The 10867-nt window shown below is 51.6% G+C and carries 13 protein-coding genes and 3 pseudogenes; all 16 read right to left on the bottom strand.

Annotated elements, in window-relative coordinates:
- A pseudogene (locus JCM12296_RS28525) lies at window positions 1-376 on the bottom strand (glycogen synthase); the annotation flags it as partial.
- A gap of 74 nt (window positions 377-450) precedes the next feature.
- Window positions 451-1035, bottom strand: a complete 585-nt coding sequence (locus JCM12296_RS28520) for a glycogen/starch synthase (RefSeq protein ID WP_083456607.1) — start codon at window positions 1033-1035, stop codon at window positions 451-453.
- Complete coding sequence (locus JCM12296_RS50950) at window positions 975-1247, bottom strand: glycogen/starch synthase (protein WP_422699185.1); 273 nt, start codon at window positions 1245-1247, stop codon at window positions 975-977. The genes JCM12296_RS28520 and JCM12296_RS50950 overlap by 61 nt, the downstream gene beginning before the upstream one ends.
- Window positions 1248-1424: 177 nt before the next feature.
- Window positions 1425-1817 carry a PilZ domain-containing protein gene (locus JCM12296_RS39060; protein ID WP_155321737.1) on the bottom strand — a complete coding sequence of 131 codons (393 nt, stop codon included), beginning with the start codon at window positions 1815-1817 and terminating at the stop codon, window positions 1425-1427.
- A gap of 170 nt (window positions 1818-1987) precedes the next feature.
- The gene (locus JCM12296_RS28515) at window positions 1988-2296 is read right to left on the bottom strand and encodes an isoamylase early set domain-containing protein (RefSeq protein WP_054700164.1); all 309 of its coding nucleotides are present in this window, start codon (window positions 2294-2296) and stop codon (window positions 1988-1990) included.
- Window positions 2297-2426: 130 nt separating this feature from the next.
- Window positions 2427-3118: pseudogene (locus JCM12296_RS46020) on the bottom strand (phospholipase A).
- Between the two features lie 582 nt (window positions 3119-3700).
- Entirely contained in the window at window positions 3701-4207 is a 507-nt protein-coding gene (locus JCM12296_RS46015) for an ABC transporter permease (RefSeq protein WP_246805021.1), read from the bottom strand.
- Complete coding sequence (locus JCM12296_RS46010) at window positions 4162-4821, bottom strand: ABC transporter permease (protein WP_246805019.1); 660 nt, start codon at window positions 4819-4821, stop codon at window positions 4162-4164. The genes JCM12296_RS46015 and JCM12296_RS46010 overlap by 46 nt, the downstream gene beginning before the upstream one ends.
- A gap of 2 nt (window positions 4822-4823) precedes the next feature.
- A complete protein-coding gene (rbbA, locus tag JCM12296_RS28495) occupies window positions 4824-6836 on the bottom strand; it encodes a ribosome-associated ATPase/putative transporter RbbA (protein ID WP_281492186.1) in 2013 nt (670 codons plus the stop codon).
- A 196-nt stretch (window positions 6837-7032) separates the two neighbouring features.
- A pseudogene (locus JCM12296_RS48310) lies at window positions 7033-7569 on the bottom strand (ATP-binding cassette domain-containing protein); the annotation flags it as partial.
- 20 nt (window positions 7570-7589) lie between these two features.
- Window positions 7590-7994 carry an HlyD family secretion protein gene (locus tag JCM12296_RS46005; RefSeq protein ID WP_246805017.1) on the bottom strand — a complete coding sequence of 135 codons (405 nt, stop codon included), beginning with the start codon at window positions 7992-7994 and terminating at the stop codon, window positions 7590-7592.
- Window positions 7937-8179, bottom strand: a complete 243-nt coding sequence (locus JCM12296_RS46000; protein WP_246805016.1) for a hypothetical protein — start codon at window positions 8177-8179, stop codon at window positions 7937-7939. The genes JCM12296_RS46005 and JCM12296_RS46000 overlap by 58 nt, the downstream gene beginning before the upstream one ends.
- A gap of 13 nt (window positions 8180-8192) precedes the next feature.
- Window positions 8193-8660, bottom strand: coding sequence for an HlyD family secretion protein (locus JCM12296_RS45995; protein ID WP_246805015.1), 468 nt, complete (start codon window positions 8658-8660; stop codon window positions 8193-8195).
- Between the two features lie 331 nt (window positions 8661-8991).
- Window positions 8992-9402, bottom strand: coding sequence for a hypothetical protein (locus JCM12296_RS28485; protein ID WP_054700157.1), 411 nt, complete (start codon window positions 9400-9402; stop codon window positions 8992-8994).
- Window positions 9403-9404: 2 nt separating this feature from the next.
- A complete protein-coding gene (locus JCM12296_RS28480) occupies window positions 9405-9719 on the bottom strand; it encodes a TetR/AcrR family transcriptional regulator (protein ID WP_054700155.1) in 315 nt (104 codons plus the stop codon).
- Window positions 9720-9881: 162 nt separating this feature from the next.
- A complete protein-coding gene (locus JCM12296_RS28475) occupies window positions 9882-10835 on the bottom strand; it encodes a universal stress protein (protein ID WP_054700153.1) in 954 nt (317 codons plus the stop codon).
- Window positions 10836-10867 lie beyond the last annotated feature (32 nt).

Raw genomic sequence — 10867 nt, 5'->3', positions numbered from 1 at the left:
CCGATAAAAAGTCATCTGGACTGGTATTTTTAAACAAAAATCCGCTGCCACAATCAGAGGGGGCATTCAAGGGCTCGACACAATCGTGAATGGCACCCGTATCATGGGCGATTGGCAGGGTCCCGTAGAATTGGCCGATTATACAGGGAAGGGCACAGGGAGCAAAATGCACCGGCATGAGCAAAAAATCGGATCCACCGTATGCCATCCGGTATAATTGAACATCAAAATCGCACACCGCAACGCGATCGGCGGCGTGCAACTGGTCAACCAATAAGCGTAAATGATCATGAAAATCACCTTCGGCGACAAAAACGATCTGCAATGCCTGTTCCCGATAACGTTCCAGAATTATACCAAGGGTGTCCGCCATCATCCGGCATTCCGGTTGTCCCCAACATATTGTGGTGGGCCAGAAAAGAACCGGTGCCGTTGAGTTGATGCTTAAGTTCAATGTTTCCTGGAGATGGAGTTTGTTATAAAGTTTACTGGCGGCGTGGGTCTCTGGACCATAAAGCGTAGCAGGGTTCGGTCGGTGGCCGGGTTGAAGGATGCATCGGGTGCCGGGGATAAGGTACAAAGACAGCTATTCCAATATTTTTTTTGAAGTTCGGTTTTCAGCAATGGCGCGCCAAGCGGGTTACGATCATCGATAAGGGAATCCAAAACCGTTTGGCTCAGGGTGTTGACCTGGCAAGCAGAAAATACCCCACTGGTCAGCAACGCCAGTGGATTGGTCTCTCTGGTTTCCTCGTAACTTTTCGGCATGTCGGAATAGAAGCAGTCCTGCCAGAAGGATCTTGTATTAAGACCTTGCGCTTCGATGGTCGAGAGCAGTACCTGCGGAGAATCCAGGCGATAAATGGTGAACAGGCATGGAATGTTGCTGAGACGAGCTGTGGTAGGAATCAATCCCGTCATCCAATCATAACAGTGAATCAGGTCGGGCTGGATTTCCGGTATGATGCGGTCAATCACCTCCCGCTGAAATGCAAGGGCAATGCGTACACCATCCTTATCTGTCGGCAAAAACAGTTCAGGATGGTATAAAAAGAAGGATCATGAGCCAGATGGATTAAATTTTCGGGTAGTTGGTGCTGACGATGGTGAATATCAACACCTGACAAGTCTTTTTCTATAAGCACATTTTTATAGTCCGGCACGGCCAGGTGTACATCGACACCCCGCTCGTAAAGTGCATGAACCTGGGCCGAACAGATGTCGCCCATTCCACCAGCCGGGCACAAATATACCGTGGTGACGATTCAGGGCCGCAAGGCATCAATGTTACTTCCGGGGCAACCACTAGAATTCGAGGATGTTGATGGCGTGTTGTCATGCTAAGTCCTCTACTATGCTGAAAGTTAAATCAATCATGATTGGATAGATTTCGTTTTGATCCATGGTCTCGCCGGCTTCTGTTCCTAATCGAGATATCTCAGACCCATTCCATATCGAATGGCGTTTTCATCAGTCAGTTTCTGTCGCCATTTAACCTCGGCCAGGCATATGGAGCGCGGTTGCTGCACGTCAGGCATTGATGACGGCATGTTGGGGTAACAGACAACCCGCAGGATAAGTATGGTTCCTGATTTAAATTCATGGGACGTTTCAACATAGGATCCTTGGCTCGAAAAGTTTGCCATAACACCATCAATAGCATCAAAAGCGCCTCTGCTGGAGTATGGACGACAGGTGACGATCACCCCAGTAGAAATACGTGGTGAGGAGCGAGCAATTATTATTTTCTCAGAGGCATTTTCTTTCATTTCAGTATTATGTTTATTGCCACAATGCGTAGGTGCTTTTTTATCCATAATACCCCCCTTCCAGTGAAAGAAAGTAGAAAATCGAGCTCCGAACACACCAAGACATGTCAAGCCAACCAGTGCTCTTGGCAGGAAAGAGACTGAGACACAACAAAAGTTAATAAAGGGCTTCTGGATAGCCCCCGAAGGAGCAACACAACGTGATCAGAGGGAATCAGCTACAAGTTAATCACAGAATTATAACTATCTTTATAATGGGTCGGGACAACGTCATCCGCGTCAGGGTCGTTTTCCCAGTCGGATTGCCCCAGTAAATAGCGGAACTGATAGGATCGGCCTGTTTCAAGTTCCACAGTGATGCTGAATGAACCGTTTTTATGCCGTTTCATTGGCGTGGCCGTGGTTGACCAATTATTGAATTCACCAACAACATGTGCCTGTTTTGCGCCACGATGAACTTCTTCCGTAATTTTAAAAGTGACCTTGCACAGGGATTTACTTTTCAGAAATTGTTTGCGGATACTCATGGAGTACCTCCTGTTCGTTGAATTTATTTTTGTTGATTCAATCCACCATTCGGTTTTACTCAAGAAAACCATCTTTACCGGGGACAGATGAGCTCATAATAATTTAACACCCGGTTTAAATTGAAAAGGTTTACCGGACGATTGAAAGTCCTATTCGTAAAGCATCGTGACGTTCGTTATAATGGAGCATCGTTTCAGCGTAACCGCTGAAATATTGAGCCTGCAGGTAAAAGTTCAGGTCTTTGCCTAATAGCCGGGTCATTGGGTAGGTAAGGTCCAATTGTACGCTTGCGCCTTCTGTTGCCCACCAGAAATGAGAATTCAAGGCCAGACCCTGGGTGTCGACGATCCCCACCTCAAGGTCGAAATATCCACGGTAATCCATCAGGTCTTCGTTCGTACTTTCAGAATTGTTGATATAGGTGAATAGGTTGGGAGCGATTTTGAGATAGACGGTATTAATCAGATGCACTCCCAAAAGGGGCTTCAAATAGAGGATATTGGTGCTGCGGGAATCATCCCCCCCTTGCCGTTGGACTCGTGCTGAAAACCACCCTGAATGCCGAAGGCGGAGATCCGCGCAACATTCAAGTTGATCTTGGGCAGCAGGTAAAAGAGTTCCGGCATATAACTGGTATCGTCAAATGGCTTGGAATCGCTTTTTAGATCCCAAATGGAACGTTGGGTATATCCCAGATGAAGTCCCGACACCCACGGGGCTTTTTCCGCCAGAAATCCATCGGGGTTAAATAGGCGGTATTTGAAACTGAACTGAAATTTGGTCTGTTCCAACCCTGGATCCACGCCCGGCAGAAAATACATGGGTTGATGGACAGACAAGGAATCCAGGTATGACTGTGCCAGCGTCTGCCCCTGGTCGAGCGGAACCTGATGACCGACCAGCGTGGCAGGAAACATTTTTTTTACCGGAATGGTCAGTGTATTGGTATCTATCGCCTCCAAACGTATCTGAATCATCTCCTTTGCGTAGGCAGGAACGGAGAGCTTGCATTGGCGTTTCGCAAAACCTTTGGCAGGAACGTCCAATCGGGACATCGCATCTCCACCCAACAGGTCCGCATTGATAACAACAGATGTCTGACCCGATATCACGCGGCAGGGCAATGTCGGTGGAAGTTCAAATGTGATTTGATCATCTGTGGGGTTGTGCAGGTGGATATCCAAGATCACCACGCCACCGGTTTGGACCGTGTTTTGGGAGGTGGACAGGATAAGATCGAGATCATCTGCCCCGACGGAGGCAGAGATGATCAACACCACGATCTGCACGAATGCGAATTCAGCAATCAATTTGAGCATCGTCGATTCCCTTCTTGAAGGTTTTACCAAGCAGCGTTGAGATATTCATTCTCTTCTGGTTTAACGCATCCGATGCAGGTGTTTTTATGCCATTGAGCCAATCGCTTTACGAAAACGCACCAGGGATGCCGCAAAAAAGGTCGCCCCGATCAGAATCAGGGCGATGAATTGGAGCCAGACCAAGGTAAACCCCGCGCCACGATACAAAATGGACTGAGCAAGGATGACAAAATGGGTGTTTGGCGCCGCCAGCATCAAGAACTGGACCAATTCCGGCATGCTTTCACGGGGAGTGGTTGAGCCGGAAAGAATTTGCAGTGGCAGGAGGATCAGCATCATCAGCAACCCGAATTGCGGCATCGAACGGGCCAGGGTGCCAAGAAAAATCCCCAGTGACGTTGTGGCGAACAGGTGCAGCGCAGTTCCAACCAGAAACAACGTAACAGAGCCTTCAACGGGTACTCCGAGCACGCCTTGGACGACAATCCTCAGCGAACCGGCCGTTGCCAGCAGCACCACGATTCCCATGGCCCATACCTTGCTGCTCATGATCTCAAAAGGAGTGACCGGCATAACCAGTAAATGCTCCACGGTACCATGTTCGCGTTCGCGGAGCAGTGCTGCACCCGTGAGAATGATGAGAGCATGGTGACATTATCAATCACTTTCATGACCGCACCGAACCATGCTTTGTTCAACTCGGGGTTAAAACGAGACCGCAGGACCAGATCCACAGAGGACGATGCGTTTGAGCGGTGGCCCTGGAGGAAAGTGGTAACCTCGCCGGTAATGATGGTCTGAATATAACTGTTGCCGGTGAACGCCTGGCTCATGCGGGTGGCGTCTACGTTGAGCTGAATCGCGGGTGTATGACCGGCCAGCACGTCACGCTGAAAGTCAGAAGGGATGTTGATGGCAAAGGTATCTATGCCGGCATCCATGCGTGCATCCATCTCTGCCTGGGAAATCCGTGCCGGTGGCATGAAATGCGGCGGGAAAAAGGCATCGGCGATGCGTTGTGAGAGTTGAGAGCGATCTTCGTCAACAATGGCGATGGGTGCCTTGTGCAGGGTTTCGGGCATGGCGGTAGCGGATGTATGAACCGCGAAGGTAAATGCATAGATGATCAGGATGAGCATGATCGGGTCGTGCAGCAGACCGCGAATTTCCTTGATCCCGAGATGAAATATGTTAGCCAATCGCATCGTCAGTGCTCCTGTTTCTTGAGCAAGGCTGCACCCAGGAAAATCAAAATGGGAACCGCCAGCAGCAGAGGAATAAATGACGCATGGAGATCGCCGAAAGAAAGCGCTTTCGAGAAAGTACCGCGGGAAATGGTCAGGAAGTGGGTTGTCGGGTACCCTTTCCCGATCCAGGCGCCGATCCCTTCCAGTGAAGAAACGGGATCGATCATTCCGGAGAATTGAACCGCCGGCAGGAGGGTGAGAATCGCCGTGCCGAAAAGGGCGGCAATTTGGCTGCGCATGAATGTCGAGATTACCAGGCCGAACGCGGTGGCGATAATTACATACAACAACGCGGCAACAGCGAGGGCTAAAAAACTTCCCTTGAGCGGGACGCCGAAGACAAAGATGGCCAGTCCGGTCAATAACAGGAAATTGGTCATTGCCAGGACCACATAGGGAAACTGCTTTCCGATCAGAAACTCCAACCGGGTGACCGGGGTGACATAGAGGTTGACGATGGAGCCTAATTCTTTCTCCCGAACAACCGAAAGCGCGGTCAGCATGGCCGGAATCATCATGAGAAGAAGTGGAATTACCGCCGGCACCATGGCCGGAAGGCTTTTTACGTCCGGATTGTAGCGAAAACGGGTTTCGATGGTGACGGATCCCGTTGGCATCGCATCACTAAGGGTCTCCCGTGCCATGGCCGCAAGCCAGTGGGCATGCATTCCCTCTGCATAACCACGAATGGTCTCGGCACGACTCGGCATGGCACCGTCGACCCATGCACCGATGGCGACCGGCTTGCTCCTGCATATATCACGACCGAAACCGGGGGGGATCTCGATGGCCAGACTGATTTCGCCGGCACGCATGCGCCTGTCCAACTCAGCATAATCTCCGATGGACGGTCGTTCGCTGAAGTAGCGCGAGCCAGTTAAATTGAGTACATAGTCTCGGCTGAGCATGGTATTATCGCGGTCCAGCACCGCGAACGAAAGGTTTTCCACGTCGAGACTGATGCCATAACCCATGACAAACATGAGGATGGCGCTTCCGAGCAGCGCCAGGGTCAACCGAATCGGATCACGGCACAGCTCGAGAGCCTCTCTGCGCGTGTAGCTGAACAGACGCCGCAAGCTGAAGAAACCGCTGGGTGAATCAACCAAAACCGGGCCGGAAAACTCGACAGGCGCTCTTTTTGCCTTCGCGGCTGCTCGCTCCGCCGCTGTTTCCTCGGCCGCGTCTTCAAGGTAACTGATAAAGGCCTCTTCCAGCGTTTTAGCATTGCGGTCGGCAACCAGCGCTTCCGGTACGCCGCTCACCAATACCCGTCCGGCGTGCATCAGTGAAATCCGGTCGCAGCGTGCGGCTTCATTCATGAAGTGAGTGGATATAAAAATAGTCACTTTGTCCCGTCGGGATAGCTCGACCATGATCTGCCAAAAGGCATCGCGCGCCACCGGATCTACTCCCGAGGTCGGCTCGTCAAGGATGAGCATTTCTGGACCGTGGATCATGGCCACCGCAAGGGAGAGCCGCTGGCGTTGGCCGAGGGGAAGCGTTTCTGGGAAACGATCCAGCACCTGCTCCAGGCCGAAACGCCGGGCCATCTCATCAACCCGCGCCGGTATCCGTGCTTCCGGCAGTTGGAACAGGCGGGCATGGAGCACCAGATTTTGACTCACCGTTAGTTCTCCATAGAGGGAGAATGCCTGCGACATGTAACCGACGCGCCTGCGCGTGTCGATATCATGCGGGGCTACGGGACGCCCGAACAGCCAGGCATCGCCTTCACTGGCTGGTAAAAGGCCGGTCAACATCTTCATTGTAGTGGTTTTCCCACAACCATTGGAGCCTAAGAATCCAAATATCTCTCCGCGACCAATGCGGAAACTGACATGATCGACAGCGGTGAAGTCGCCGAAACGCATCGTAAGGTTGTGGGCCTCGATTGCGGCTTCGCCACTCTCCTCGTCCTTGAGGGGCGCGATGACAACGGGCCTCTGCCCTTCCCTTTGAGACCGGGGCAATCAGGGTGATAAATGCTTCCTCCAGCGAACTGGTTGCTGTCTGATTCAGAAGCTGTTGGGGCGTTCCTGTAGATAGGACCCGTCCGCCATTCATGGCCACCAACCAGTCGAAACGGGCAGCTTCTTCCATGTAGGCAGTGGCCACCAACACGCTCATGCCGGGTTGATCGGCCCGGATACGCTCGATAAGTTCCCAAAACTGCCGACGGGATAGTGGGTCGACGCCGGTGGTAGGCTCGTCCAGGATCAACAGTTCTGGGTCATGGATCAGTGCGCAGCAAAGCCCCAGCTTTTGTTTCATGCCCCCAGAGAGTTTGCCTGCGGGTCGTTCGGCAAAGGACGCCAATCCGGTGGCCTCCAGCAACACAGCGATGCGGAACTCCCGTTCATGACGGTTGTGTCCGAACAGACGCGCAAAAAACTCTACGTTTTCAAAAACCGACAACGTCGGGTATAGATTTTTTCCAAGCCCTTGGGGCATGTAAGCCATGCGAGGACAGTTTTTCCGGCGATGGTGTCTGTCGGCCATACTGCCACCCAGCACATTGACCTGTCCTGCCTGAATACTCCTGGATCCTGCAATCAGGGAGAAAAGGCTGGACTTACCCACACCGTCTGGACCGATAAATCCGAGAATGCCGCCGGCCGGCAGATCTAAGCTGATCCGATCCAGCGCGATGGTCTTGCCATAACGCAGGCCGACGTTTCGCAATCGTGCTATGGGTGGCTGCATTGCGGCGGGCACGGAGGGGGTCATTCTGGTAACATCGCCCGCAGGTATGGCGGCCATGGTTTTGCCTGATCCAACCGCACATAGGCCACGCCGGGAAGCCCGGTCTTTACCTGCAAAATGTGTTTCTTGAGTAGATCGGCCGGTATGCTGGCCCGCAAACGGAACATCAGCTTTTCCCGTTCGTCGGCGGTCTCGACACTCTTTGGTGTGAATTGGGCGACATCGGCGACGAAGGAAACGCTGGCCGGTATTGCATACATGGACGCGGCATCGAGTATCAGGCGAACTTCGGTACCCATGGCTACACTTCCCACCACGGCCGTCGGGAGAAAAAAGGTCATGTAAACATCACTCAGATCGAGGAGGTTCAGAACCCTGCCCCCTCCACCGATGACCTCACCCGGTTGGGAGACGCGGTATTGCACTCGACCATCCCTCGGAGCCTTGAGAGCGCAGTCAGAGATATCGGCCTGAAGACGTTGAATGGAGGCGTCGGCAGCTCGATGCTGAAATCCGCGCCCTCGATCTGCGCATATGCCGTGGCAATCCCGGCTTCGGTTGCGGCGACTTGTGCGCGTGCCGCATTGACGGCGGCTGTACCGCTTTCCACACGCGCTTGGTCCTCATCGGCTTCCTGTTGCGCGACAGCACCTTTCACAGCCAGCCTGGAAGAACGGTTCCAGCGTTTTTGGCGACGTTAAGTTCGGCCTGGCATTGGGCAACAACCGCCAAGGCAGCCGCTTTCTCCGCTTTGCTTGGTGGAGTTGGCTGCGGGCGGTAGCGGCTGCGCTTTTCATTTGTTGCAGATGAGCCTGGGCCTCACGTAGCTGCGCCATCAACACCTCTGTATCCATCATGGCCACTACCTGTCCGGCCGTAACAAAATCTCCTTCCCGCACCATGATTTCCTTGATGCGACCGGCGGTCTTCGCAGCAATGTCAATTTCGGTCGCCTCGATTCGGCCGTTTCCAGACACCAGGCCGTCTTCTTGTTTTCCGGCATAATGGAGCCACATCCCTATCGTCCCGGAACACAGAAATACCGCCCCCGCAATCCATGCCAGCCATTTCCTTTTGTCTTTGATCATCATCGCCTCGCTTTTACCTGACCAAAATCGGATATGGGGAGTGTCGACATTCTTCCATTTACTTCTGATAGATAGTCACCGCTCGCATGGAAATCGGTTTTCTCCCAATATTGCTGTTTGTCAAACCCCCGAGCTGGGATCTGCACACATGGCACGGCTTCGCGTCCCAATGGATTGGCATTGATTGAAACGGTTTCCTGCCTGGAGCTAATGATACACGTCAACGGGCTTGGCAGTTGGCTTATAAAGGGTTTCAGCATCCTTGTCCGATGGTGCAAATATACTCGCCGCTCAATTGTAAAAAGTTCATGATCTACATTTACCTTTGATTTATTCATCGAGCCCTCTCATTGCTATCCGTCGGCATAGAAACCTGGCCACCAAATTCGGGAGTCGCTTTAATTCCCGCTTGGCAAGGCGCTCTCATGCCGCATGTCAGAAAGGATAGCAGTTGGTCCGCCATGTATTCCGCATTCTCGATGGGAGGAAAAATTTCAGCCGGTATCGGCAGTTGAAAGCCACAAAGATGCATGGCGTGGGCAAGTGAACCTATGGTAAAATGAATTCTCCACAGCAATACCCGCTCCGATACATCTGGAAGCGCATCTCTCATCAATTCGAGAAACAACTCGAAATTGGGTTTTAAATGGCGGGCAAAAAGCTTCCGGACGGTGTCGTCCGGACAGTAGAAAGCACGGCCGGCAATTAATAGAAAGTATCCGCCGTTTTGAATTGTTCCGTTCAAGGCTAAAGCCGGCTGATGAATGCACGCAGGACGTCTTTGATATCGGGTTGGCAGGCTTGCTGGATGGTTGTTTCTTTTATCTTCCGCAACTCTTCCATGCACCGTTGACTGATCGGTGAGAGTCGGCGTTCGATAACCTGTTCGATTAAAGCACGCTTGGATCCAAAGTGATAATTGACAGAAGCCAGATTCACCTTCGCCTCGCAGGTCAATTGCGCAATGGTGGTGCATTCGAAACCGTTGAGCGCGAAAAGCCGTTCCGCAGCTTCCAGGATGCGCTCTCTGCTTATTCCCGAATGTTTCACATAGGTCGGCATTGCTAATTTCCCCGCCCATAAGGTTGATTTTCAGCTGGGTTTAACTTGTCCCCTTTTTTAGGCTCATTGCCAGTCTGCAGACTATACAGCGGTCTGGCCCGGAAAAGCGCCATCCACTTTTGGGCTCATGTTTGTTGACTGCCCTTCGTTAAAGGGGCGTCATCAGACAACCCAGACCGTAAATTTATCGCCCCCATAAACAACCTTATGGCCGACCCTGCCCATGAAAAAGGCCTCAACCCTCGAAAGCCCTCTCCGGCCGACAACGATTGTGCTGTAACCGCCTTCTTCCGCTTCTTTTACGATTTCCAAGGATCGGCTATGGGCACCGGTGATGATTTTTTCGGATATTTTTCCAGATTCAAACCCGGACGATAAAAGCGTGTCTTTCGTAGCCTGCAACAGTCGGACTGTTTTTAATTTAAAGGCTTCAATGCAGTTGTCAGGCATTTCAACTTCTGGAAATTCCGGCGCATTTACCTCGGGAAATTTAAAAGCCATTGATCCCAAGCCTATAATTGCATGAAATATACAGGCCTCATATCCATGGCAGCCTAACAATGAGCCAATAAATTCAACAGCTCTTCTCGAAGATGGCGAAGCATCCACGGCCAATAAAATTTTTTTATTGGTGGGAACCTGACCCACGATTATAATTGGAATAAATGTTATAGTTTGTAATAACTTTACAGCAACGCTGCCGAGAATGATCCCTTTCAGCGCACCCAACCCCCGCCTTCGCATAATGACTGCGCTGTAGTCGTTTTTCGCTTCGTTAATAATGTCCCGGGCAACCCCATTTTCCCTGAGATGGAATTTGATTTCAATTGACTGTTTCGGAATTCCACCCTTTGTCAGAACCTCTTTCGCCCGTTCCAGGTACCACCAAATTGCAGCTTTTTGTTCCGCTTCCTGATTTTGCAGTTGACTGACCGCATTGATACAGTTGGGGGTCTGCTCCAATTCGCGAAGTTCCTCCGGTCTGCCATCGAAAACGTGAAACAGCACGATTCGCATATTCTTATCAATGGGAATAAAATCCTTAACGTAGCTGACCGTTTGTATGGACCGTTCGGAGCCATCAACCAAAACCAGCAATTTTTTTGGGATTGTCACGTTCTATTCTCCAGCTTATGAATTGATTAAAG

Source organism: Desulfosarcina cetonica JCM 12296, assembly GCF_001311845.1.
Lineage (GTDB): Bacteria > Desulfobacterota > Desulfobacteria > Desulfobacterales > Desulfosarcinaceae > Desulfosarcina > Desulfosarcina cetonica.
This window is presented reverse-complemented; position numbering and strand designations above follow the sequence as displayed.

Coding starts and splice junctions, on each gene's coding strand:
- JCM12296_RS28515 (WP_054700164.1), bottom strand. CDS start 2,296: ATGAGTATCCGCAAACAATTTCTGAAAAGTAAATCCCTGTGCAAGGTC.
- JCM12296_RS39060 (WP_155321737.1), bottom strand. CDS start 1,817: ATGGATAAAAAAGCACCTACGCATTGTGGCAATAAACATAATACTGAA.
- JCM12296_RS46010 (WP_246805019.1), bottom strand. CDS start 4,821: ATGCGATTGGCTAACATATTTCATCTCGGGATCAAGGAAATTCGCGGT.
- JCM12296_RS45995 (WP_246805015.1), bottom strand. CDS start 8,660: ATGATGATCAAAGACAAAAGGAAATGGCTGGCATGGATTGCGGGGGCG.
- JCM12296_RS28480 (WP_054700155.1), bottom strand. CDS start 9,719: ATGCCGACCTATGTGAAACATTCGGGAATAAGCAGAGAGCGCATCCTG.